Source organism: Paenibacillus sp. QJM3NY_38, assembly GCF_056173265.1.
In genome coordinates, this window is the sequence record NZ_CM149665.1 from 2,196,845 (window position 1) to 2,223,255 (window position 26,411).

At 50.1% G+C, this 26,411-nt stretch carries 18 protein-coding genes; 16 read left to right on the top strand and 2 right to left on the bottom strand.

The features are described 5' to 3' along the window. Window positions 1-130: 130 nt before the first annotated feature. From AC0VZ8_RS09670 to AC0VZ8_RS09715, 10 genes are all read left to right on the top strand, one after another. Window positions 131-1,954, top strand: coding sequence for a sensor histidine kinase (locus AC0VZ8_RS09670; RefSeq protein ID WP_260064205.1), 1,824 nt, complete (start codon window positions 131-133; stop codon window positions 1,952-1,954). After that, window positions 1,947-3,458 (top strand): response regulator, encoded by a 1,512-nt coding sequence (locus tag AC0VZ8_RS09675; protein WP_475486719.1) that lies wholly within the window; start codon window positions 1,947-1,949, stop codon window positions 3,456-3,458. Before AC0VZ8_RS09670 ends, AC0VZ8_RS09675 begins: the two co-directional genes overlap by 8 nt. Window positions 3,459-3,586: 128 nt before the next feature. Then, the gene (locus AC0VZ8_RS09680; RefSeq protein WP_475486720.1) at window positions 3,587-5,065 is read left to right on the top strand and encodes an ABC transporter substrate-binding protein; all 1,479 of its coding nucleotides are present in this window, start codon (window positions 3,587-3,589) and stop codon (window positions 5,063-5,065) included. Window positions 5,066-5,205: 140 nt separating this feature from the next. Next, window positions 5,206-6,135 (top strand): ABC transporter permease, encoded by a 930-nt coding sequence (locus AC0VZ8_RS09685; protein WP_175320733.1) that lies wholly within the window; start codon window positions 5,206-5,208, stop codon window positions 6,133-6,135. A gap of 53 nt (window positions 6,136-6,188) precedes the next feature. Beyond that, complete coding sequence (locus tag AC0VZ8_RS09690) at window positions 6,189-7,085, top strand: carbohydrate ABC transporter permease (RefSeq protein ID WP_071223071.1); 897 nt, start codon at window positions 6,189-6,191, stop codon at window positions 7,083-7,085. 26 nt (window positions 7,086-7,111) lie between these two features. Further along, complete coding sequence (locus tag AC0VZ8_RS09695; protein WP_475486721.1) at window positions 7,112-9,409, top strand: glycoside hydrolase family 3 N-terminal domain-containing protein; 2,298 nt, start codon at window positions 7,112-7,114, stop codon at window positions 9,407-9,409. A 3-nt stretch (window positions 9,410-9,412) separates the two neighbouring features. Continuing rightward, window positions 9,413-12,526 carry an alpha-mannosidase gene (locus tag AC0VZ8_RS09700; protein WP_475486722.1) on the top strand — a complete coding sequence of 1,038 codons (3,114 nt, stop codon included), beginning with the start codon at window positions 9,413-9,415 and terminating at the stop codon, window positions 12,524-12,526. Window positions 12,527-12,546: 20 nt separating this feature from the next. Further along, window positions 12,547-13,866 carry a glycoside hydrolase family 125 protein gene (locus AC0VZ8_RS09705; RefSeq protein WP_260064201.1) on the top strand — a complete coding sequence of 440 codons (1,320 nt, stop codon included), beginning with the start codon at window positions 12,547-12,549 and terminating at the stop codon, window positions 13,864-13,866. Then, on the top strand, window positions 13,863-17,003 hold the full coding sequence (locus tag AC0VZ8_RS09710; protein ID WP_475486723.1) for a beta-galactosidase: 3,141 nt from the start codon (window positions 13,863-13,865) through the stop codon (window positions 17,001-17,003). Before AC0VZ8_RS09705 ends, AC0VZ8_RS09710 begins: the two co-directional genes overlap by 4 nt. A gap of 22 nt (window positions 17,004-17,025) precedes the next feature. Beyond that, complete coding sequence (locus AC0VZ8_RS09715; protein WP_475486724.1) at window positions 17,026-19,761, top strand: alpha-mannosidase; 2,736 nt, start codon at window positions 17,026-17,028, stop codon at window positions 19,759-19,761. Between the two features lie 164 nt (window positions 19,762-19,925). Here AC0VZ8_RS09715 and AC0VZ8_RS09720 read toward each other — a convergent pair whose 3' ends face one another. After that, window positions 19,926-20,087 carry a hypothetical protein gene (locus AC0VZ8_RS09720; RefSeq protein ID WP_181469721.1) on the bottom strand — a complete coding sequence of 54 codons (162 nt, stop codon included), beginning with the start codon at window positions 20,085-20,087 and terminating at the stop codon, window positions 19,926-19,928. 99 nt (window positions 20,088-20,186) lie between these two features. Between AC0VZ8_RS09720 and AC0VZ8_RS09725 the strand changes: the two genes are divergently transcribed. Then, window positions 20,187-20,627 (top strand): hypothetical protein, encoded by a 441-nt coding sequence (locus AC0VZ8_RS09725; RefSeq protein ID WP_475486725.1) that lies wholly within the window; start codon window positions 20,187-20,189, stop codon window positions 20,625-20,627. A 29-nt stretch (window positions 20,628-20,656) separates the two neighbouring features. Continuing rightward, complete coding sequence (locus AC0VZ8_RS09730; protein ID WP_194541710.1) at window positions 20,657-21,040, top strand: VOC family protein; 384 nt, start codon at window positions 20,657-20,659, stop codon at window positions 21,038-21,040. 55 nt (window positions 21,041-21,095) lie between these two features. On the opposite strand, the gene AC0VZ8_RS09735 is transcribed toward AC0VZ8_RS09730, so the two are convergent. Further along, entirely contained in the window at window positions 21,096-21,599 is a 504-nt protein-coding gene (locus AC0VZ8_RS09735) for a L,D-transpeptidase (protein ID WP_339296657.1), read from the bottom strand. Between the two features lie 283 nt (window positions 21,600-21,882). Here AC0VZ8_RS09735 and AC0VZ8_RS09740 point away from each other — a divergent pair, with 283 nt between their 5' ends. The 4 genes from AC0VZ8_RS09740 (at window position 21,883) to AC0VZ8_RS09755 (ending at window position 25,555) form a co-directional block, all read left to right on the top strand. Continuing rightward, entirely contained in the window at window positions 21,883-22,509 is a 627-nt protein-coding gene (locus AC0VZ8_RS09740; RefSeq protein ID WP_475486726.1) for a TetR/AcrR family transcriptional regulator, read from the top strand. A gap of 21 nt (window positions 22,510-22,530) precedes the next feature. Continuing rightward, on the top strand, window positions 22,531-23,070 hold the full coding sequence (locus tag AC0VZ8_RS09745; protein WP_475486727.1) for a GNAT family N-acetyltransferase: 540 nt from the start codon (window positions 22,531-22,533) through the stop codon (window positions 23,068-23,070). 63 nt (window positions 23,071-23,133) lie between these two features. After that, a complete protein-coding gene (locus AC0VZ8_RS09750; RefSeq protein WP_216535639.1) occupies window positions 23,134-23,919 on the top strand; it encodes an ABC transporter ATP-binding protein in 786 nt (261 codons plus the stop codon). A gap of 1 nt (window position 23,920) precedes the next feature. Then, the gene (locus AC0VZ8_RS09755; RefSeq protein WP_475486728.1) at window positions 23,921-25,555 is read left to right on the top strand and encodes a hypothetical protein; all 1,635 of its coding nucleotides are present in this window, start codon (window positions 23,921-23,923) and stop codon (window positions 25,553-25,555) included. Window positions 25,556-26,411 lie beyond the last annotated feature (856 nt).

Consider the following 26,411-nt stretch of genomic DNA (forward strand, 5'->3'; position numbering starts at 1 on the left):
TAAAATGACCTAAAATAGGCAAATTACACCTTCATAACTTGGTAGAAATTTCATCCAATGGTGACGGTCTGCCGATGTTATATTTAATATGTTGCGCAGTAACAACGTTTGCATCAGGAAGGGGAAACCGATGTCTCCTGCTAGGTTTTATCAAAAATATATCAAAAATAATATGTTTACCAAGATGCTGCTGTTAATCTCCCTGATTGCGGTGGTTACCATTGTCACTTTATCTTTTCTCATGTATTATTTCTTGTTTCAATCGGCCGTTCGCAGTGAATTGGACATTCAGCGAAGCGCGGTTGAGCGGGTGGAACGGCATGTGAATCAAAAATATGTGAATGCGCAGTCCTATGTGAATGAGCTGTATCGCAACACCTCTCTAGGCATTGACACTTCCTATTTCCTTATGAACTCGTTTAATGAGTACATGGCGAAGCGAATGAACCGGATTGCGGGCGGAGGGCAGTCCAATTCAGACAGCGTGGTCGCTTACTTTAAGCAGAGGCTGGACGATGATCCGGATATCGAGAATATTATGCTGTACAGTGCCGAGAAGCAGTATGTGTATGTTTACAAGCAGGGCAGCATGACAAGGCTCTATCAGGCGAATGCGACGCATTCTTACATCCCCGACGTGATGGCCCTCGAAAGCCAGAGTGTCACATTGCCGAATCTGTGGGTGCGTAAGCTGGCCGGAGACGTGACCTTACCGTTATTCTCGATCCGGAGCCCGATTAATGATATGACCACCTACAAGAATCTGGGGCAGCTGGTTATTTTATATCGAACGGAAGCACTGGATGCCGTCCTGAACAGTGGCAAAGATCCATTGAAGGGATCCGTAATGGTTTTATCCGGCGACGGCCGCGTGATGTTTGATTCCTCAGGCAAATATTACGGCGAGAAATATCCGTATGCAGACCGGCTGCTGAATTCCAAGGAAACCGTGAACCTCGATGAAGAATCGTATATTACAACGGCAGCGCACAATCAGGCAGGTTATACGGTGGTTGGCATTACGCCTAAACGTGAGATCGCTGAATCTTTCCATGGCGTGCAGAGCACCATCATGATTGCCGCCCTGCTGTGCATCGTGATTGCTGTGTCCATTCCTTCGCTGATGATCGTGAATTACTCCAAGCGGACAGATAACATTATCCGTTTTATGCGCAAGGTTGAGAAGGGAGAGTTCGTGGCCCGGATGCAGGATACCAAGGATGATCAGCTGGGGCAAATTGCGGGCAGCTTTAATGAAATGCTGGACGAGCTTTCCCGGTATATCGACAAGGTATATAAGGCGGAAATCAACCAAAAGAACGCGGAGCTGTCTGCATTGCAAGCCAGAATTAATCCGCATTTTCTTTATAATACGCTCGAAGTGATTCGAATGAGGGCTCTCTCGCAAGGGGCGCAGGATGTTGGCGATATGATCTACAGCTTATCGATGCTGTTCAAGAATATCGTTCAGCACAAGTCCCACTATACGCTGAAGGATGAGCTGGAGGCGTGCAGGCTCTATCTGGAACTGTTTCGCATTCGCTATAAGGACAAGTATATTTACAAAATGCACTGTGAGGAACAAATCAAGCATGTGCCGATGATGAAAATGTCACTGCAGCCGCTGATTGAGAATTACATCGTTCATGGGCTGCGCAGCGACCAGGATGATAACTGGCTGACGATAAACGCGACGCAGCAGGATGGGGATGTCGTGATCGAGATCAAGGATAACGGGAAAGGGATCGAGCCGGAGCAGCTTGAGGAGATCAAATCCCGGCTGGAGATGGCCGAGTCGAGTGAAGAGTCGTTTGGTCTGCGGAGTGTGAATGAGCGGTTAAAGCTGACGTTTGGAAGTTCGTACGGAATGGACATCCAGAGTGAGCCGGGTAACGGTACGACGGTGACAGTCAAATTTCCGGTGGCAGAAGGGAAGCTGAATAACGATGTATAAAGTGTTTATCGTGGACGATGAGCCGTTCATTATAGAGGGATTATATGACGTCGTGGATTGGTCGAAGTATGGCATCGAGGTGGTCGGTCATGCGGAGAATGGGCGCAAGGCACTGGAGAAGATGGCGGTCATTCCGGTTGATATTCTCATTACGGATATATCGATGCCTGTCATGACGGGACTTGAATTGATTGAAGGCGCGCGTAAATTAAACCGTAATCTGAAGGTGATCATCCTGAGCGGTTTCGACGATTTTGCTTATTTGAAGGAAGGCATGCGTCTGGGGATCGAGAATTATTTGCTCAAGCCGATCAATCTGAAGGAACTGGAGGAAACGATTGCCAGCACAACGGATAAAATGAACAAATCCAGAAGGGAAATGAGACTGGACGAATACGACATTAACATATTGCGAAGCAATATCCTGTATCGCTGGATCACGGACCGGATTGAGCCGGAGGAGCTGGAAGAACGGGCGACCCTTCTGGGGCTGAATCTGAATTTGCCTTACGTCATGGCGTCTATCCTGAGAGCGGATTTCACGCCGCTGGAGAGCTGTCTGTATCAATTAATGGATCAGGAGCCGGGTGTTCTGTATTTCCGGGACAACGACGGCGATCATGTGGTGATTTTTATGATGAAAGACCCGGACACGGAAAAAGCGAGAGCTATCCGGCTCCTGCAGCAGGTGCGCGAGTATTGCTATGAAGAAGAGTTGTCCATCTCGCTTGGCAGCGTGGAAAGCCTCGGCGGTAATTATAAGGACAGTTATCTTCACGCCAAGGAGGCACAGGAATACTATCTCGTTCTGGAGCAGCCCTCCTACGTGGATTATGTGGATGTTCAAGCCAAGAAGGGAGAAGCGGCGGAATCCTATTCCGTACAGTGGCCCGAATATGCCAAAGGCATCGCCGGAAGGGACAAGCAGGTGCTGTTTGATTTGATTGACAGTGATTTTGATCGGCTTCGTCATACGCAGGGGATGATCCCGACGACACTCAAGAGCATCGCGGTCGAGATGGTCATTCGCCTGAAGCTGGAGCTGAACGATATCCAATACACGGCAGCCCCTGATTTTGTGAAAAATACAATGACCGATATTATGGATTCCGTATCGATCGACGATCTGATTACGGCCGTGAAGGAAGGGGTTGGCGGGCTGGTCGATTCGCTCAACAATGACGTGAAGAGCCCTGTCATCCAGCAGATTCTGCATCATATCCAGCATCATTATAACGAGGATTTGTCACTGAAGGTGTTAGGCGCCCAATATCATATTCATCCGGTCTACCTGGGGCACCTGTTCCATAAAGAGACAGGAGAGAACTTTACGGAGTATATAAACCGATACCGGATTGAACGAGCGAAGGAGCTGCTCCGAAACACTTCGACGAAAGTGCAGGATATCGCAAAAAATGTAGGTTATTGGGAAACCGGTTATTTCTATAAACAGTTCAAAAAATTCGTCGGCGTATCGCCGAGGGATTTTCGAGGAATGCTCTGATTAATTTAATCAGAGTTTTTTTCTTTATTTTCACCATAATACCTTTAATTTTTCGCCTATGTGAAACTGCTTTCATGGGATAACCTTATAAGTGTAGAGACACAAAGGATTCAAAAGGGAGGATAAACATGAGTAAATCGAAAAAGAAATGGCTCCTGCCGCTAACGCTGCTATTGTCTGCATCCATGCTGTTGTCGGCATGCGGAGGCAACAAAGAAGAGAGTGCAGGAAACGGTGGGGGAACTGCCGAGAAACCGGTTGAGCTGATCTGGTACACTATCGGAACACCTCAAAAGGATGTCGACAAGGTTGAAGAAGAAATCAATAAATACACTGCTGAGAAGATTGGTGTAACCGTTGACATGAAAATGATCGACTTCGGTGATTACAACCAGAAGATGCAAGTTATGGCAGCTTCCGGCGAACCGATGGATATCCTGTTTACCAGCTCATGGGCGTTTGACTATGTGCAAAATGCACGTAAAGGCGCATTCATGGAATTGGACGAGCTGATTGAAAGCCACGGAAAAGGCATTAAAGACGCGATTGACCCTGCGTTCCTGGAAGGTTCCAAGGTTGACGGTCACAACTATGCAATTCCGGCAAACAAAGAGCTTCCTGCTCAAGAAGCATGGCGCTTTAACAAAACGCTGCTTGATAAATACAACCTCGATATTTCGAACGTGAAATCGATGGAAAGTTTGGAGCCATTGCTGAAAACGATTAAGGAAAAAGAACCGAATGTCGTTCCTTTGGCTATCAGCAAAGACTTCGGTCCGTTGCTTCCATTTGACTACATCATCGAAAAAATGCCAATGGCCGTTTACCTGGATGATAAGGAAGAGCTGAAAGTTGTGAACTTCCTCGAAATGCCGGAAACGATGGACATGCTGAAATTGATGAACAAGTACTACAAAGCGGGATACATTTCCCCAGAAGCAGCGACAACAACTTCGACGCAAGATTTGATGACATCCGGCAACTGGTTCACGGACCGTGCGGCAACGCAGCCGTTCGCAGACAATCTGTGGAGCCAAAGCTACGGCTATCCGGTTGTATCCACTCCGGCTGGCGACGCAACGATCTTCAACTGGTCGGTAATGGGTTCGATGCAAGCGATTTCTGCTAACTCGAAATACCCTGAGAAAGCTATGGAGTTCTTGAATCTCCTGAACACTGACGTATATCTTCGCAACCTGGTTGACTCCGGTATCGAAGGCGTGCACTACAAAAAGCTTAGCGAGAACGTAATGGAAAACTTGCCAGAATCGAAAAACTACGACATGCCTACCTTTTCGCTTGGTAATGTCATGCTGACTTACTTGAATCCAGAGGATCCTGAGAACAAATGGGAAGAGTTCAAGAAGTTTAACGAGTCCGGCCAGCCTGCTCCGCTTCTCGGTTTCAACTTCGATCCAACCAAAGTATCCACAGAGCTCGCAGCAGTCAACAACGTAAAAGAAGAGTTCTGGGCGCCGCTGATGACAGGTACCGTGAATCCTGAGGAGTTCCTGCCAAAAGCGAATGAAAAGCTGAAAGCTGCTGGTCTGGACAAGATCATCGCTGAAGCACAAAGCCAAATTGATGATTGGAAAGCAAGCAAGTAATAACAATGCATGAAGCGGCCTGCCTGTCCTAAGGGACAGCAGTACCGCTGCAGCATGAACAAGGACGGGGCGGCGGATGTTCACCCGCCCTTCTTTTGTTCATTTCATGCACATCACGAGGAGGGGTAAGCGTGAGAGCGATCGGACAGTTTTTCAAAAATATTATGACGAATAAGGCCATGCTGTTCATGGTTTTGCCGGGGACCCTATGGTTTCTCTTATTCTCATATTTGCCCATGTTCGGGACCATTATTGCATTTAAGGAATACCGCTTTAGCCGTGACGGGTTCTGGGCAAGTATCGTTAATAGTGAATGGGTAGGATTCCAGAACTTTAAGTTCCTGTTCAGTACCAACGATGCTTACATCATTACGCGCAACACCGTTCTATATAATTTCGTGTTCATTATTCTAGGTCTCATTCTATCCGTAGCACTGGCTATCGTATTGTCTGAAATCGTGAACAAGAAATTGGCGAAAGTCTATCAAACCGGTATGTTCCTGCCGTACTTCCTGTCCTGGGTTATCGTAGGTTACTTCGCATTCAGTTTCCTGAGCATGGATAAAGGGATGTTGAACCAGATTCTGGGCTGGTTTGGCATGGAGCCGGTTCAATGGTATTCCGAGGCCAAGTATTGGCCGATATTCCTGACGTTAATCAGTTTGTGGAAATCCGTTGGTTATAACAGCGTCGTTTATCTGGCGGCGATTATGGGGATCGACAAATCCTTGTACGAAGCGGCCATGATTGATGGAGCAAACAAATGGCAGCAGATTAAAGCCATTACGCTTCCGATGCTCAAACCGCTGATGACCATTTTGACTCTTCTTGCGATCGGTAAAATCTTCTACGCTGACTTTGGTCTCTTCTATCAAGTGCCAAGGGATTCGGGAACCTTGTATTCCGTAACGAACGTCATTGATACCTATGTATATCGTGGTCTGAAGACAACGGGCGAGATCGGAATGAGTACCGCTGCGGGTCTGTACCAGTCGGTAGTCGGATTTATTCTGGTCATGGTATCGAACTATATCGTTCGTAAATATGACAAGGATAATGCATTGTTCTAATCGATCAATCTACCAAGAAGGGGGTATGTGATGTGTTCAAATCTAAAAGCAAGATGAAAGATTTCCATCAGCTTTCATCCGGGTGGAATGTCGTATTCAACCTGATTGCCGGTATTTTCTCGTTCTTATGTGTATTTCCATTCCTGTTCGTCATGATCATTTCATTTACAGATGAAGGCTCACTGGCCCGCAACGGTTACCAAATCTGGCCGGAGAAATGGAGTCTTGAAGCTTACAAATACGTATTCCAGACAGGCGATACGCTGCTTCGTTCTTATGGTGTTACGATCTTTGTAACGGTAGTGGGAACGTTGATCAGTTTGTTTATCATCTCGTTATATGCCTATGCAATCTCTCGCAAGGGTTTCAGATATCGGAATTTCTTCGCGTTCTTTGCATTTTTCACGATGCTGTTTAACGGGGGGCTGGTACCGACTTATATCGTTGCCACGCAATTGCTCGGTCTGAAAGATTCCATCTGGGCATTGATCCTGCCATTGGCGCTCAACGCCTTCTATATTATGATTCTTCGAACGTTCTACAGCACCAGCGTTCCGGATGCCATCATTGAATCCGGTAAAATCGACGGTGCAAGCGAGTTTAAAATTTTCTACAAGCTGGTATTGCCGCTATCCCTGCCGGGTCTGGCAACCATCGGGTTATTCAGCACCCTGGGATATTGGAACGACTGGTTCAACGCATTGCTCTACATTGATGATCCGAACCTGGTTCCGCTGCAATCCATGCTCATGCGGATTGAGACCAGCATGCAGTTCATCCTGCAGAACTCTCAGAATTCATCCCTTAGCATGGCCGCTCTGCAGAGCATGCCGCAGGATACGTCGCGGATGGCGATGGTCGTTCTGGCAACGGGGCCGATTATTCTGGCTTATCCGTTCTTCCAGCGCTATTTCATTCAAGGTCTGACCATCGGCGCGGTTAAAGAATAAATTCTTCATGTACCGGAGGGTATGAGATGACTTATAAAGATTCCAGTAAACCCATTACGGAAAGAGTTGAACATCTTCTTGGCCTGATGAACCTGAAGGAAAAGGTTGGGCAGCTGATCCAGCCGTTCGGCTGGAAGACCTATGAAGTAAATGAAGGCCGGATTTCATTAACGGATTCATTTAAAGAGCAAGTGAAAAATGGCGGCGTCGGATCCCTTTACGGGACCCTTCGCGCCGATCCATGGACCGGTGTAACACTTGAGACCGGTCTTTCTCCGCGTGAAGGAGCAGAAGCCGTCAACTACATCCAGCGCTACGCCATTGAGGAATCGCGTCTGGGCATCCCGATCCTGATCGGGGAGGAATGCTCGCATGGGCATATGGCTATCGGCGGCACGGTCTTTCCGGTGCCGCTGTCCATCGGGAGCACATGGAACGTGGATTTGTACCGGGATATGTGCCGTGCCGTGGCGCTCGAAACGCGCAGCCAAGGCGGTGCCGTCACTTATTCCCCGGTCCTAGACGTCGTGCGCGACCCAAGATGGGGCCGTACCGAGGAATGCTTCGGCGAAGATCCATACCTAATCAGCGAATATGCGGTCGCATCGGTAGAAGGCCTTCAAGGTGATTCATTGGACAGCCCGAGCAGTGTTGCGGCGACGTTGAAGCATTTTGTAGGTTATGGCAGTTCCGAGGGCGGGAGAAATGCGGGACCCGTGCATATGGGAACACGTGAATTGATGGAAGTGGACATGCTGCCGTTCAAGAAAGCCGTGGAGGCAGGAGCAGCATCCATTATGCCGGCTTATAACGAGATTGACGGCGTGCCGTGCACCGTTAATACGGAGCTGCTTGACGGAATTCTTCGCGAGGAGTGGGGCTTTGACGGCATGGTGATCACCGACTGCGGGGCCATTGATATGCTGGCCAGCGGCCATGACACCGCTGAAGACGGAATGGATGCCGCTGTTCAGGCACTTCGTGCCGGCATCGATATGGAGATGTCAGGCGAGATGTTTGGCAAGCATCTCCTGAACGCGATCGAGTTAAACAAGCTTGAGGTTGCCGTATTGGATGAGGCCGTGCGCCGCGTATTGATCTTGAAATTCAAGCTCGGACTATTCGAGAATCCGTACGTGGATCCTCAGGTAGCCGAGGAGGTTATCGGCAGCCAGCATCATGTGGATCTAGCCAGACAGCTTGCTGCGGAAGGCATCGTTCTGCTCAAGAATGAAAGCAAGGCCTTGCCGTTATCCAAAGAAAGCGGCGTGATTGCCGTCATTGGACCTAACGCCGATCAGGGCTACAATCAGCTTGGGGATTATACGTCTCCTCAGCCGCCTGCAAGCGTGACCACCGTACTGGATGGAATCCGCGCAAAACTGGGTGATGAAGCGAATCGTGTATTGTATGCACCGGGCTGTCGCATTAAGGATGACTCCAGGGAAGGTTTTGATTTCGCGTTAGCTTGCGCGGATCAGGCCGATACCGTGGTCATGGTGCTTGGCGGTTCCAGTGCCCGCGATTTCGGCGAAGGCACGATCGATTTGCGCACAGGGGCATTGAAGGTCACGGACGACGCTCTAAGCGACATGGATTGCGGCGAGGGCATCGACCGGATGACGCTGCAGTTATCCGGCGTCCAATTGGAATTGGCCCAGGAGATTCATAAGCTTGGCAAGCGGATGATCGTTGTGTATATCAACGGCCGGCCGATTGCGGAGCCGTGGATCGACGAGCATGCCGATGCCATCCTGGAAGCATGGTATCCGGGTCAGGAGGGCGGACATGCGGTAGCGGACATTTTGTTCGGCGATGTGAATCCGTCCGGCAAGCTGACGATGTCGATACCGAAGCATGTCGGACAGCTTCCGGTTTACTATAACGGCAAGCGGTCGCGCGGTAAGCGTTACCTCGAAGAGGATTCTCAGCCGCGTTATCCGTTTGGATACGGGCTTAGCTATACCGAGTTCCGTTATTCGGATATTCAAGTTACACCAGAAGTGATCGGAACAGGCGAATCCGCCGTTGTCTCTGTGAATGTTACAAATAGTGGAGACCGGGAAGGGTCCGAGGTTGTACAATTGTATGTGAGCGATGCCGCCAGCAAATATACAAGACCGGCCCGTGAGCTGAAGGGCTTCCGCAAGATCTCTCTGCAGCCTGGAGAGCAGTGCAAGGTGGAATTTACCGTCGGACCGGAACAGCTTCAATATATCGGTCAAGATTACAAGCAGGTGGTTGAGCCTGGCTTGTTCCGTGTGATGGTTGGCAGACATGTGAACGATACGCTGAGTGCAGATCTGACTGTACAGGAGGGTTAAGGAATGGAACGCATTCGACGCTTTATACGCGAACTGTCGGAGCGGCAGTGGCTCGAGTCGACGGAGCTTAGAGAGTGGGACATTACCCGAACCACATACATGGTTCCGGGCGTGTATGAGGATACGGCTCCTTATACAGAGGGGCATGACTTCAACAGGTTTCCGAGCACGCAGGGAACAACCTATTTCTTTCGGAGGAACCTTGAATTGCCCACCCAATGGGTGGATGGAGCGATCGGACTTGTATTCCACTCCGGGGGCGAGGGATTATTGCGCATAAACGGAGTATCTTATCAGGGCTTGGACCGCAATCATACTTTCGTCAAGCTTGATCCGAAACGCACCGGCTTGAACATGAAGCTTGAGATCGAGTTGTACGATCCGATTCCGGAGCCGGTAGACCCGCTGAATCAGCAGGCTGTCATCCAGCCTCCGATTACTAGGGTGCAAAGCTTGCTAGTCAACGTGAACGTACCCGTTCAGAGCCTGATGTACACCGCGACCGTGATCCGCGATTCGCTTATCCTGTTGCCGGATAGCGATATGCGGCGAATTCGCTTAATGGAGGCGCTGTATCAGGCGATGGACCGCTTTGTCAGCCTGGATGACGCCGCCATTCGGGATGGCGCTCAGGTAACCGGGATTGAGCATGATCTGAAACAGGCGGTTACTGCCATTGGCGGCCATGCTGAAGGCACCGAGCATATGGTAGGCCAATCGCATATCGACATCGCCTGGCTGTGGCCGGTCAGGGAAACCGTGCGAAAAACAAGCCGGACCTTCTCCACCATGGATGCGCTAATGAATGAATATCCCGAATTTAAGTACGCTCAGAGCCAGCCTTTGCTGTACCAATTCCTGAAGGATCACGATCCTGAGCTGTACGAGAGAGTGAAGGCCAGAATCAAGGAAGGACGCTGGGAGCTGGTCGGCGGGATGTGGGTCGAACCGGACCTGAACATTCCGAGCGGGGAGTCCCTCATGCGCCAAATGCTGTACGGGCAGCGCTTCTATCAAGAAGAGTTTGGTCTGACATCTCATATTGAGTGGCTGCCGGATACGTTCGGGTACTGTGCATCCCTGCCTCAGATCCTGAAGCATGGCGGCATTCGTTATTTCATGACAACAAAACTTGGCTGGAACGATACGAATGTGTTCCCTTACGACCTGTTCCATTGGGTCGGGATCGATGGAACCCCAATGTTATCCTATCTCAATCACGGTGTGAATGAGAACACGCTGCCCAAAGATGTTCATGAGCACTGGCAGTCATACCGCCAAAGAGCCGTTCATCCGGAGCAGATGCTGCTGTATGGACATGGTGACGGCGGAGGCGGCGTAACCCGCGAAATGTTGGAATATATCGACCGTGCCGGGCTTATGGTGGGGCAACCGGCCAGCAAGTACAGTACGGCTGCCGAGTTTTTCCGCGGGATCGAGGAAACACAGCCGAAGCTGCCGAAATGGCGCGGGGATTTGTATCTTGAGCTTCATCGCGGCACCTATACAACGCATGGGCGGAACAAGCGTCATAACCGGAAGGCGGAAATTCTGTACCGCGAGGCGGAGCTCTGGAATTCGGTGGCATTTTCGTCGATGGACAACGAGCAGCGGCAGGCGATTAGGAGCGAGCTGCATGACGGCTGGAAGTTGATTTTGCTGAATCAATTTCATGATATTATCCCGGGTTCTGCCATTACGGAGTCTTACGTCACCTCCGAGAAGGAATACGCAGAGGTGTTCCAAAAAGGAAATCATAGCCTCCGTCTTGGACTTCAGGTATTGGCGGATCAGGCCGATACTGAAGGGGAAGGCATTCCGTATGTCATCTTCAACGGACTTGGATGGAGCAGAGATGCGGTCATTTCGATTGAAGGAGAGCAGGGCCTCGCGCCGTATGATTCGGATGGAGCGCTGCTGCAATACGATGCCCAAACCGAAGAGAACGGTAAAACCTCTCACCGCTTGAATGTTCATGTTCAAGGCATCCCGGCTTTGGGATACAAGACCATTTGGTTGAAGCGGCCAGCAGGAAACCAGGCGGTAGCGGAGAATTCTACTACAGTGTTCGCAAATTCCTGGGAAACGGATCATTATAAGGTCAGCTTTAATGAGCGCGGCGAAATCACGAGCCTGTGGGATAAAGAGGCTCATCGGGAAGTGGTCAAGCCGGGCGAAGCCGCGAACCGCTTCCACTTCTTCCATGACCGTCCGACGCTGTGGGACGCATGGGATATCGATACCCGTTACGAGGAGCAATTAGCCGGAGAGGCGGAGCTGATCGAGAAGAAGCTGGTGCATGCGGGTGAGGTACAGGATGTGCTGCGTTTCCACTGGCGCATCCATAACTCGGAGATCATGCAGGACATGATTTTTTATCATCACGACCGGCGGATCGATTTCAAGACGTTTGTCAGTTGGAATGAATCACATAAACTGCTGAAAGTCGGCTTCCCGATCGGGGTCGTTGCCGATAAGGCTACTTATGAGATTCCGTTCGGAACCATCGAGAGACCGACTCATCGCAATACAAGCTGGGAGCAGGCGCAATATGAAGTCTGCGGCCACCGTTTCGCGGATGTGTCGGAGCATGGATATGGCGTCAGCCTCATCAACGACTGCAAGTACGGGTATGACATTCAGGATAGCACCATCCGGTTGTCCCTGCTGCGCGCACCGAAGTGGCCCGATGTCACGGCAGACTTGGGTGAGCATGAGTTCACATATTCCTTATACCCGCATGAAGGAGACTGGAGAAGCGCTGGAATCGTCCGCAAAGCTGCCGAGCTCAATCATGAGCTTCCATACGTAAGAGCAAGCTCGAACAAGGGGCCTCGGGCTGCTGTTCATTCGTTTATTCCGTTCGAGAGCGATCATGTGATCCTGGATACCGTTAAACCAGCAGAAGACGGTTCAGGGTATATCCTTCGAATGTATGAATCCGTGGGAGGGCGAGACGAAGCAGTACTGAGCTGGCCTTATCCTTATGATAGCGTCCATGTATCCAACGCCCTGGAAGAAGAACTCGAACTACTGGATACTGCGGAAGGAAGGTTAGTCCTTCAATTCTTGCCGTGTGAGATCAAAACCATCAAATTGACTACACATCATACTTAATCAAAGGAGCCAGAACAACCATGGAACAATTCAGACTCCCCAAAATACCAATGCCGGAGCTTGAGCTGCCGCAATCGATTCAGGCGGTTCTGCAAGAGGCTGAAGAGAAGCTTGCGCACCGTCCAAAGCTGCTTCAGCTGTTCAAGAACACGTTCCCGAACACGCTGGAGACAACAACCAAACTGATGGAGGATGGCACGACATTTGTGATTACCGGTGATATCCCGGCCATGTGGCTGCGCGATTCGGTAGAACAGGTGATCCATTACATTCCGTTTGCGAAGAATGATCCGCAGCTGCAGCGGATTTTAAGCGGATTGATCAAACGCCATTTTCAATATATTCATATCGATCCTTATGCCAACGCCTTTAATGAATCGGCGAATGACTGGCACTGGAACACAACCGACGAAACCGAAATGTCCCCATGGGTATGGGAGCGCAAGTTTGAGATTGATTCCCTGTGCTTCTCCGTTCGCTTGGCCTACCTGTACTGGAAGGAAACCGGTCTTACGGATGTGTTTGACGCCAACTTCAAGTCGGCTATGATCAAGATCATCGAGCTGTTTAAAACCGAGCAGCACCATTTCGAGAAATCGCCTTACCGTTTCACGCGGGATAACGGAATTCCAACGGATTCCTTGCGCAATAACGGGCTCGGCATGCCGGTAAATTATACGGGCATGATCTGGTCCGGCTTCCGTTCAAGCGATGACGCTTGCGACTTCCACTACAATATTCCGGGCAACATGTTCGCCGTTGTCGCCCTGCGTCAAATGCAGGAATTCGCGGAATGGGTATTCCGGGATATGAAGCTGCTCGATGAGCTGAAACGACTCGAAGCCGACGTGGATCACGGGATTCAGTTGTACGGCATCTACCGCCATCCGGAGTTTGGACCGATCTACGCCTATGAAACAGACGGTTACGGGAATCACTGCTTGATGGATGATGCGGGAACCCCTGGACTCATGTCCATCCCTTATCTGGGGTATTGCTCTGCAGATGATCCGATCTATCAAAACACCAGACGGTTTGCGCTCAGCAAAGAGAATCCTTTCTACTACGAGGGCGCTGTTGCCAAAGGAATCGGCAGTCCGCATACACCGCCGGATTACATCTGGCATATGGCCTTGTCCATGCAGGGAATTACGGCACAGACGGCCGAAGAGAAGCTGGAGATGATTGCGCTGCTGGAAGCGACCGATGCAGATACCGGCTTTATGCATGAAGGCTTCCATGCCGACGATCCAAAAGTCTTTACTAGATCTTGGTTTGCTTGGTCCAACAGCCTCTTCTCGCAATTGGTGTATCAGGCGATGAAAGCAGGGATTCTATGAGCGGGCGTCTGATTGTATTCTACAATCCGTCCTTTCCGGCAGCAGAAGCTGCCGGTTTGCCGGCTAGCGCGGCGGCCCTGCATGCATTCGATGTCGTGTGCCGTGCTGAGGATTTGGCTGAAGCGTTGGAATCTGCAGGCGGACAGGGCGCAAGCTTTGTCAATCTGCATGCGCCTTACTTCCCGAAAAGCGCCTGGAGAGCGATCCTGGGCTTTCTGAGAAATGGCGGCGGTCTTGTCAGCGTAGGCGGTGCCCCCTTCAAACGCCCTGTCCGTATGGAGGATGGCGCTTGGGTGGTGGAGCACGAACAGACGGCATATCACCAGCAGCTTCACATACATGAAGCGCTGCCAGTAGACAGCGGACGCGTCGACCATTTGACTGCAAGTGACGTTATTCCGCTTATGGAGAGTTGCCGTGAGCGGTTATCCGTCCGCGATACGTGGAACCTGGTTCCGCATGTCACCAAAAGCAGTGACCTGCCGCATCAGATGGGATCGGCCGGGCCAATGGATACACGGATTTATCCGCTCCTTAAGGGGACCACGGCGAAGGGAAGAGAAGTCGCGGCTCCTGCCGTTCTGTGGGAAAACGTCGGCGGACCTTTCTTGGGCGGACGCTGGATGTTTGTGAATCAGCCTCTCTCAACCTCTTTCTGGGAACAGGATGGAGGAGAAGAGGTACGGCGCTGGGCGGCATTCTGCGCAAAAGGCATCACCGAGCTGTGGATCAAGCCGAATTATGCGGCCTACGAGTCCGGCGAGCGCGCGATTCTGACCCTGCAGGCACAACGTCTTGGCCGGAGCTTACCCGTACAAGAGCCGCAGAGCTGGACATTCCGCATCTCCGTCAAACACGACCAAGATGAGTCCTTATCCTGGCATCATTCCGAGACGGTGGATGTGACCGGACAATTTCATGTACAGCGTATTCCGGTTAAGCTGGATATCAAGCCGGGATCCTATCGGGTCGTATGTGAAGCTGAAGGACCGGATGGAGAAATCCGCCGGCTGAGACAAGGGTTCTGGGGAACAGATTCCGAGCTTTTGCAGGCGGGAACGCCTGTAACCTGCAATCGGGATTACTTCATCAAGGATGGCCGCCCGCTGCCTGTTGTCGGGATGACTTACATGACCTCCGATGTAGCGCGTAAATTCCTGTTTCTTCCGAACACGGATGTATGGGACCGCGATATGGCACAGATGCGTAATGCGGGCATCAACTGGATTCGTACCGGTATCTGGACCGCATACCGCAATATTATGCAGGTGGACGGTCATGCATCCGAAGAGGTTTTGCGTTCGATTGACGCCTTCCTGTTAACGGCGAAGAAGCATGATTTGCAGGTGACATTCACGTTCTTCTCCTTCACTCCGGAGACTTGGGAAGGTCAAAATCCTTACCTCGATCCGCGAAGTGTGGAAGCGCAGAAGCGTTTCATACGTTCCATCATTAGTAGACATAAAAATACGAAGAATGTGGACTGGGATCTGATTAACGAGCCATCCATGTTTGATCCGCCGCAGATATTCTCGGACGGACCGCGTTCCGCGAAGGATCCATTCGAGAAACAAGCTTATATCGACTGGCTGAAAAAGCGCCATGGTTCGATTGAGCGTCTGCAGGAACGCTGGAATATGACAGCCGATCAGCTGCCGGATTTTGACTCCGTGCTTCCGCCGGAGCCTCAAGTCATTAATTTTGACGTTCAAGACATGCATCAAGGGAAAAAAGGCACCCAATGGCTTGATTACGCACTGTTCTCCATGGACATGCATAACCGCTGGGCCAAGGAATTATATGACGATATTAAAGAAGTATGCCCGGATCATATGGTTACCGTTGGACAGGACGAGGCGCTTGGCGCACAGCGTCCATCTCCGTTCTTCTATGCCGAAGCCGTAGACTATACGACGGTCCACTCCTGGTGGTTCAACGACTATTTGATCTGGGACGGCATCTTTGCCAAAACGCCGGATAAACCGAACCTGATTCAGGAAACGGGCATCATGTACGTGGAGACACCGGATGGCCGGGCGAAGCGAAGCGAAGCCGAGCTGCGGAATTTGCTGGAGCGCAAGTATGCTTACGCTTTCTCCACAGGGGGCGCAGGAGCCATTCATTGGATCTGGAACACGAATTTCTACATGGACAATGCCAATGAATCGCATATCGGAGCTGTCCGCGCTGACGGCACGGAGAAACCGGAAGCGGATGTGTCGTATGATTTCGGCGCTTTCATGGAAGGCATCCGGGATATGTTTACAGGCCGGAAGCTGGAAGAGACCGCGGTCATTTTCCCTTATTCGAACGATTTCTCGAACCGGAAGCTCGCCTTTGAAGCAACGACCAAGGCGACGCGCGCGCTTGCTTACGAGCTGAATGTGCCGTTCCGCGCTGTCGGGGAATATGATTTAAGCTCGCTGCGTAACCATCCGGTGAAGTTCATCATTCTGCCGAGCGCGCACAATGTAGATGACCAGGCGTTTGCCGAGTTGATGGATATCGTGAAGGAAACGGGAGCTACGCTGCTTCTGACAGGTCCTATCGGTCTGGATGCATATTGGCATCAGGTCGATCGAATGACCGAGGAGCTGGGCGAGCGGAAGCTGGCGAATGTTCGCCGGGAAGAAAGCTTGCGCATTGGGGATCGTGCATGGTCTGCATCGTATGGCCATCGGAAGATTGCCGAGCTGAGCAAAGAAATTCCGGCAGGCAGCGGGGCGAAACCGGCTGATGTGGCCGGCGACTCTATCGTGGATGTGAAGCTTGGAGCAGGGCGTCTTCTCTGGAGCCCGCTTCCCGTAGAATTGAATGATCGAATCGACACCATTGCGGCTTTATATCGGTATGCATTGGAGCTGTCCGCTGCCGACACTGGACTGATCTGGAATCAAGGCGGAGACCATTCCGGCGTATATGGACGCAAGGTAACGTTTGAAGAAGGAGCTCTCTTCGTATTCGGCTCGGAGCAATCGTGGGACACGAATGTTGAGGTAAAGGATCCTTCCACAGGCCTCATCTATTCATTCGTGCTGGAAGCGGATCGTTCGGTCTTGTTTGCAGTAGATGCGAGCGGTGACCTGTTATCGGTGTACCGTCCGGATGAGGTCGAAATCACGGTATCGAAGGGCTAACATAAGGGGGACTAAGCAAACGATGGATCAATCCAGAAAAGCACATATTATTTCGCATACTCACTGGGACCGCGAGTGGTATTTACCGTATGAAAAGCACCATGTGCGGCTGATCGAGCTCATGGACAGCTTGCTTGAGACGATGGAGAAGGACTCGGAGTACCGCAGCTTTTTCCTTGATGGCCAGACGATTATTATCGAAGATTATTTGCAGGTGAGACCCGAGAAGAAAGAGCAGCTTGAGAAGCTGATCACGGATGGACGCATTATTATCGGTCCATGGTACATTCTGCAGGATGCCTACCTGACAAGCAGTGAAGCCAACGTGAGAAATATGCAGATCGGACACCAGGATGCCGAGCGATACGGCACAGTTGCCAAAATCGGTTATTTCCCCGATACATTTGGACTTACAGGCCAAATACCGCAGTTGATGCTGCAGTCCGGCATCGATAATGCCTTCTTCGGCCGGGGCGTGAAGCCAACGGGCTTTAACAATACCGTCTCCGACAGCGGCTATGAGTCCTCATTCTCAGAGCTGATGTGGGAAGGTCCGGACGGCTCCAAGGTGCTGGGCATCCTGTTTGCCAACTGGTACAGTAACGGTAACGAGGTTCCCGTTGATGAAGCGGAAGCGAAGGCATTCTGGGACCGCAAGCTGGCGGATGCCGAGAAGTATGCTTCCACGCCTGAGCTGCTCTATATGAACGGGTGTGACCATCAGCCGATACAGACCGATCTTCCGGAAGGCATCCGTACAGCGAAGAAGCTGTATCCGGATACGGAGTTTATTCATTCCAATTTTGACGATTACCTGACAGCCGTTCGGGAGAAGCTGCCGCAGGATCTTTCCTCCGTAAAAGGAGAGCTGCGCAGTCAGCGTACCGATGGATGGGGAACGCTCGTTAATACCGCTTCGGCACGCGTGTACCTGAAGCAGATGAACCAGCGCGGCCAGACCTTACTCGAAAAAGTGGCCGAACCGCTTGCATCCTACGCGAGCCTGCTGGGTAAGGAGTATCCGCATCATCTGTTCACCTACGCGTGGAAGACACTGATGCAGAATCATCCGCATGACAGCATCTGCGGCTGCAGCGTGGACGAAGTTCACCGCGAAATGGTTACCCGCTTTGAGAAAAGCGCACACGTGGCCGAAAATATCGTGGACGACAGTATTCGCGTCATTGCAGATGCCGTTGACACGAGCGCCTTCGAGCAATGGGGATCCGATCCGCTGCCGCTTGTTGTATTCAATACGACGGGTTGGAGCCGCAGCGGTACGGTCAGCATCGAGCTGGACGCGAAACGGCTCTATTTCCGGGAAGGTTACTCTTTGGAGGAAACCAGCCGCCGGATGAAGGAAATCGACTTGTCCGGCCGCGTGCTGGTTAACGCTCAAGGACAAGCTGTACCTTGCACCGTTGAGGATCTGGGTCTTCAGTTCGGCTACGATCTGCCGGACGACCGTTTCCGCCAGCCGTATATGTGCCGTCGTGTGAGACTCACCTTCGAGGCAAGCGCAATTCCTGCAATGGGATTGACTGCTTATGCTTGGGTGAAGAGTGAAGTGAAGCCTGCTGAGGTTGAATCCTTAATCAGCAATGCCAATGTGATGGAGAATGAGCTGATCAAGGTTGAGATCCAGGGGGACGGTTCCTTCTGCTTGACGGATAAAAAGAACGGACAAGTATACCGCGATCTGGGCGTCTATGAAAATACCGGAGATATCGGTAACGAATATATGTACAAACAGCCGGATGGCGAAGCGGCATTGACCACGAAAGGCCAAACCGCCCAAATTTCGGTTCTGGAAGATACGCCTTACCGCGCAGCCATTGAAATCGTTCATAACTGGTCCATTCCGGCTATGGCTGACAGCAAGCTGGATGAAGAGCAGCATGAGCTTGTATATTATCCAAACCGGAAAGCGCAAAGATCGAGCGAGATGGTGCCCATGCGCATTCGTACCGTGGTCAGTCTGAACCGCAGCGGCAAAGGCGTGGAGATTGAAGCGACGATGGATAATCAGGCGAAGGATCATCGGGTGCGTGCATTGTTCCCAATGGATCTGCAGGCATCGTCACACAACGTGGATTCCATGTTTGAGGTGGCAACGCGGGATAACGAACCAGCTGCCGAATGGGAGAACCCGAGTTATACGGCCCATCAACAGGCTTTCGTTGACGTTACGACGGCTACTGCAGGGTTAACGGTAGCTAACCAAGGCTTGAATGAATATGAAGTCCTGCGTGACGGCCGAAATACCATCGCCGTTACATTGCTTCGTTCCGTAGGCGAGCTCGGTGATTGGGGGTACTTCCCTACACCTGAGGCTCAGTGCATCGGCATTCATACCGTACGTATGGAGGTCATTCCGCATCAGGGAGACGGCATGAAGTCAGGCGCATACGCTGAGGCTTACCAGTTCCAAATCCCATGGACGGTTGCACAGACCGGAGTCCATGCCGGCACCGTCGCATCGACTTCCGCACCGCTTGAATGGAGCCATGACGAACTTGTGTTCTCTTCCCTGAAAGTGAATCCGAAGACTGGGGATCTGATGCTGCGCTGGTTCAATATGGCGGGCACGGATACAAAACTGAAGCTGAAATCTTCTCTACCTTCCCGGGGCGTTTATAAGAGCTCTATTCTGGAAGTTGAGGGTACGGTTCAAAGCTTTGATAATCAAGAAAGCTTCACGCTGCCGGTTAAACCTCACGAAATCGTGACACTCGGCGTTAAAGTTTCGGTCAAGTAAGCATTTTTTAGATACCGCTGGGAATATGACATCCCGGTCCAGCAAGGCCCGATTCCGAGTTACATGGATCGGGCTTTGCTGTCTTGCATAATGAAATGAAAAAGCTGCTCTCAATAGGCCACAGTGGACGGTTGGAGGGCAGCTCTTTATTTTACTCGGCTTGATTATTGATTCTTCTCTTGGGTTTGGTCTTTCTCGTAAGCAATCAGGGTGATATCTTTGCCAGTAAGCTCGGCAATTTTGGTCTCAGCATCTTCAATCGCTTTCAAGGTACCTTCATTCCCATTGAGTGAGGCAATTTTATATTCCTCCGAATGGATGTCCATGGTTAACTCCCCCCTTAGATGGTTGATTCAAATATAATGTATAAGTTATCCTATACAAGATGGTTACATACCTTTATTCAATGGAAGGAGAGTCTTGGAATGAAATACTTTTTGATGATTGTCACTGCAATGGTCGTTTCGATGACTTTGAATTCCACAGCAGTCGTGGAGAAGAGTGAGGTTAATGTAACTGGCTCATCGGAACAAATACAACCCGAGGAAAAAGCAGCAAATAGTAAGCCTGTGCAATGGAGCGAGGGATTTGTTGTATGGAACGGTGGAAACTCTTACAAAGTATTGAAGCATGCCGTGCTTCCTTCTTTTAAAGCCGGAACCAAGCTTGGAGAAGTGAGCCGCGAGATCGATCATGCGGACGTTGCGGATCATCGCGCTCCAGAGGGGGTACGCTTGGAAGATGGAGATAGCAGTTTACCTGTCGGAACGGCCATCTATCAGTTGGGTGGGGCGCCTGCTGACAAGGTGCTCTTGGTTGAAATGGATGGGCAATATTATAAAGCTGTAAGACAATATGAACGATGATGGATTCCGTTTATGAGTGGGTGTGAATCATGATTCAGTTTGAAAGACTGCACCATGTCAGCTTGGCCGTACGAAATTTGGAGACAGCGAAGGTGTTTTACTCGGAGGTGCTGAGGTTTCAGGAGCTGCCGCGGCCGCCGTTTGCCTCCAAGGGTGTCTGGTACGCTGTCGGAGACCAGCAGCTTCATCTGCTGGAGCATCCCATCAGTGATACGCTGCGGGAGCGCGGAATCGATACGACGGACGGGCATTTCTCGATCTGGGTGAAAAGCTACCGCGAGACGAAGGAATGGCTGGACCGAATGAATGTCGAGTATGTGGCTAATCCCGACAGCGTTGCCGGCTTTGCCCAGATTTTCGTGCTGGATCCAGACCGCAATATTATTGAATTCGGAGCGGAGTATGGATCGTAAACGCCAAATTTTAAAAAAAGCCAGACACATGAATGTGTTTGGCTTTTTAGCGCTCTTATTTTTGGATGAGGACGGGGGTATTCATTTTCACTTTGTCGTAGAGCCAGCGCACGTCTTTATTATGCATCCGTATACAACCTGCCGACACGTATTTTCCGATCGAGTTGGCGTTGTTGTTTCCATGAATGGCGTACGCGTAGCTAACTCTGCCGTTTACTTTCACATTAATGCCGAGCCAGCGGTCCCCTAGCGGATTGCGCGGGTCTCCTCCCTTGATGCCTTCCTTGTAGTAAGGTCTGTTTTTCACTTTTTCGTGAATTTTGAACAGGCCTTCTGGCGTATAGGAGGGCTTTTTGCCTGTAGCGACGGGAAACGTTTTGATGACCTTGCCTTTTTCATAATACGTCAGTTTGTTGGTGGATTTATCAATGACGATAAACTGTGCGTACTTGCTGTACTTACTGTCCAGCTTCTGTCCGGAAGCGCCATGGGATACGACGGGGAAAAAGAAAACCAGCAGTAAGGTGAAGATCAGTATGCGGCTGATGCCCTTAATGATGTCCGATCACCTCTTTTCGTTCTCCCCCATATATATGCAGCTATTCGCGAATGTTGACGGAAATGTGCATATGCGGAAAAATAGAACAAGTTGTTTTCAAAGAGAAATATAAGGAGAGGAGGGGATTTCTTCAAGAGGCTTTTCGTGTTGATCGCGGATGCGGCTTGAAAACGACACCAGTGTCGTTTATGATAAAATAAGTAAAATGACACTAATGTCGTTTATGTTAAGGTGAAGTTAGTGGAATCGATATTCATGTTAAAGGGCGGGAGAGGGATGACTCATGTGTCCACGGGTTAGCGAAGAATACAAGCAGGAGAAGAAACATGAAATATTGAGGGCGGCCAGGCGCGTTTTTATCAGAAAGGGCTATACCCGCACCGTGATGCAGGACATTATGGATGAAGCGGGGATGTCCCGCGGAGCCGTGTATGCGTATTTTGATAATGTGGAGCATGTATTTATAGAGGTCCTGCGTTTTGACGACCAGGAGACGCTCCGTTTTTTTGAACCGGATCCGCAATATCCGATATGGAATCAGTTGATGGACTGGGTCCAGAAACAGCAGCGTGATCTATCGCTAATCCGCCATTCGCTTGTATTGGCCAGGGCGGAATTTTTCCTGTCTTCCTCTTATGTTCATGCCAGGAAGGACTATCCCTATATAACCGAACGATATCAACTGACCGTTGAGGCCATGGGACGGGTCATTCGGAAAGGTCAGGAGCAAGGGGAGTTTCGGCCCCGATTGGAACCGGAAGCCATAGCGCGGTATATGATCTCGTTTCTGAACGGACTCATGCTGGATACCTTCCAACTCGGACCGACGATGACTTGCGTACCGGAGCAGTTGGAAACGTTCATCCAATCTCTTAGCGCAATGTTAGATCCGATATCAATAGAAACATGATTATGGAAAGGGTGCTTTTTGATGCTATTTAATTCTGCTAGAATAATATGTCGAAAAATGACGATGAATGACGCGGAGCTTTATCATACCTGGCGTAATGATCTCGAAGTGATGAAATCCACCAGTCCTTGCCTGGATGCTTATCAACTGGAGGAAACAAAGGACTTCGTTCAGCATGTGATCCTGGGCTCTTCCTCCTCGAAGAGCTATCTGATCCTGTTGAAGAATACCGGCAGACCGATCGGCATCATGTCATTGATTCATATCGATACCAAGAACCGGAATGCGGAGTGCATCATCGACATTGGCGAAAAGACTTCTTGGGGCAAAGGGTACGGCTTTGAAGCGATGACGCTTTTGCTCGATTATGCTTTTTTGGAACTGAATCTGCACAGGGTAAGCTTGCGAGTATTTTCCTTCAACCATAAAGCGATCAAGCTGTATCAAAAAATCGGATTTGTCCACGAAGGCAGCTCCAGGCAGAGCTTGTACCGGAATGGCGACTGGCATGACATCGTGCATATGGGGATATTGCAGAGCGAGTATGCCTCAAAAGGTTGATTTTCCTCTACTTCCATAATAAGGTAGGTATGTGAAGTCAATGAGGGAATGGAGAATCATATCATGTCCGAAAATGAAGTGTTATGGATTCAAGACCTGCGCATGAAATATGATAATCGTTATGTGCTGAACGGTATCGACTTGGAGGTACGCCGCGGCGAGATGATTGGATATATCGGTCCGAACGGAGCGGGGAAGAGCACGACGGTCAAGATCATGCTCGGGCTGGTTGAGGGGTACACGGGGACAGTCCGCATATTCGGTCAGGATATTTCCGATGGGAATATCGATTATAAACGGAGAATCGGATATGTCCCCGAGGTGGCCGAATTGTACGATCAGTTAACGGCTGCCGAGTATTTGACCTTTATAGGCGAGTTGTACGGACTTACATATGATGCAGCGGATTATAAGGCAAAGCAATTGATGGAATGTTTCGACATGGAAAAGGCCTATCATTCCCGGATCGCTACGTTTTCAAAAGGAATGCGGCAAAAGGTGCTGCTGATCTCGAGCCTGCTGCATGACCCTGATCTGTTGTTTCTGGATGAGCCCTTAAGCGGGCTGGATGCGAACAGCGTGATGGTGGTCAAGGAAGTATTGGCCCAACTCTCGGCCCAGGGCAAGACGATTTTTTATTCCTCACATATTATGGACGTCGTTGAGAAAATCAGCAGCCGGATCATCCTGCTTGCTGACAGCCGGGTAGTGGCGGACGGAACGTTCAAAGAATTACAACAGCATTCCCATGAGGGGTCCCTGGAAGAAGTGTTTAATCAGCTGACGGGGTTCCATGACCATGCCCGTATTGCGGAACGGTTCGTATCGATCGTTCGGGAGGGAAGTTGATATGGGGGGATCGGAATCATCGTTTCGAATGCTGAAGATACTGGATCGCTTTCAGGGAATTATTTCGAGAATGGGTGTCGACTATGCAACCCTGCGCCGGATCCTCCATGTCAAATTGCTGATGGATTCGAGGCGTGCACCTGTCATATTATCTTCAAGCAACAGGAAGAAAGAAGAAGAGCAGGACAAGAACCTGTTTGTCAGCTCCCTCTGGCTGTACGGCTTAATCGGGCTTGTCCTGACGCCGTTTGTGTTCTGGAGCAATCCGGAATATTTAATGCCGATGAGCATCCTGTCTGCGATCCTCATGTTCTTGATCATGAGCTCCATGATTTCAGATTTCTCTTCCGTGCTGCTTGATGTGCGCGACCGCAGCATTTTGATGACCAAGCCGATCGACGGCCGTACGGTCGGGTTGGCGAGATCGATTCATGCAGGAATTTACTTGCTGCTGCTGACCGGGGCGCTCTCAGCAGGCTCACTGGTCGTGGGATTGTTCAAGCATGGCGTGCTGTTCTTTCTGATCTATATCCTGGAGTTAATTCTGATGAATATGCTCATTCTGGTGAGCACTTCCTTGGTTTATCTGTTGCTGCTTAAGTATTGGGATGGAGAGAAACTGAAGGATCTGATCAATTATGTACAGATTGGACTTTCCGCCGCGCTGGCCATTGGCTATCAGTTTGTGATTCGTTCCTTTGATCTGATTGATTTCAATTTGGTATTTACGCCGGCCTGGTGGCAGATTCTGCTTCCGCCAGTGTGGTTTGCGGCTCCGTATGAGTGGTTGTTTGGCGAGGGGAGCGGGTGGCTGACCGTACTCTCGTTGCTGGCTGTACTCGTACCGATTGTGCTTATGATCGTTTATGTCCGTTATATTCCTTCTTTCGAGCAGCATCTGGAGAAGCTGGCTCACAGCGAAGCGGGAAAAGGGCGGGAGCGCGGGCGCTTGGACAGATTCTTGGCCAAATTGGTATGCCGGTCGCGCACGGAGCAGGCTTGTTTCCGATTATCTGCCAGCATGCTGAAGAATGAGAGAGAGTTTAAGCTTAAAGTGTATCCAACACTCGGATTGTCCGTGTTACTGCCTTATTTATTTTTTGTCTCCACAATCCGCAACTCCTCATTGGCCGAAATCAGCCAGGGATCGTCGTACTATGTACTGCACACGATGCTCATTATGATTGTAACGGTCGTCATGATGCTGAAATTCTCCGGCAAGCCCAAAGCCTTCTGGCTGTTTGGCGCAGCCCCGATGCCAAGCATGAATCCGTTATACCTAGGGGCGTTAAAGGCTTTTGCGGTCAAAATGTTCCTGCCGCTCTTCACTGTGAATGCGGTCATATTCCTGATTCTGTTCGGAAGCCGGATTATCCCGGATGTTCTCATCGTATTCCTTACCGGCTTGGTGTTGATTCCTTTATCAGCCAAGGCAATTCTGCGCACTCCACCGTTCTCTCAGGCGTTTAATATGGCTCAGCAGAAAGACGGCTGGTGGGTGCTGCTATTCTTTATTGTAGTGGGCGGATTATGGGGTTTGCATTATGCAAGCAGCACGATTCCCTATGGCATGTTAGCATATATCCTCATGCTGCTCGTTGCGAATGGTTTGGCATGGACCAAGCTGTATAAGTGAATCGGGGAATGACAGGAAGAGCAGGGGAAGATGAAGCGGGTTACGCTAAGAGGATAAAATTTGGACCAGTTGCCGGGTAAAGAACCATACCGGGTGCAGGGTTATGTGAATTAGATCGGGCAGAGAGGAAGGATCAAGGCTAATTCCCCAGTCTCCTTCGCTCCACCCGGATAGCATGGATGGAGGCCCGGGTGCTTCCAGATTATAGGTTTCCCGTAATCGATTTATTGTTTCTTGGTTGAGCGAGCTGTTGTCTTCCCCGTAGGTTGTATGTGGTCCGAATGTTAGTAATAGAACGATTAAGCATATCCTAATCTTAATTCGCAATGTCCTATTCTCCTTATATACTGCATTTTCAGTGTATTATTAACATACACAAAAACGTATCTGCTAACAAGAATCGGTACCCATCTCTTAATGGGTTGGTGGAAGGGAAGGGCAACCGAGATGGATGCCTTTTCTTTCATTTTTTAGATTGTAAACGGTTGAGCAGGAACGTAGGTTCGTATATAATAGAGATATAGCAAATTAACTTCCTATTTCACCCTTCACTTCATAGATCCATGATGGATTCCCCCACTTATGTATTTAATTACCTGTTGTTATGCCCTCCGGGCCTTATATAATCAACCTAGATGATGTCAGGATGTTAATATAGTAGGAACTGAGTTTATTCTGGCTTAGTCATTTTCGCAAGGTCGTGGATTCTTGATAACTAGTGCTTAATTTTCGTTTGGTATATGGATTGAACGTCAGCGATTTAATTCGTTTTGGTGTATACGAAGTTCTAAGCTGTTCTTTTTTAGAATTTTTGGCCAAACCGGAGACATAAACGACGTTAATGTTTTTACATTTT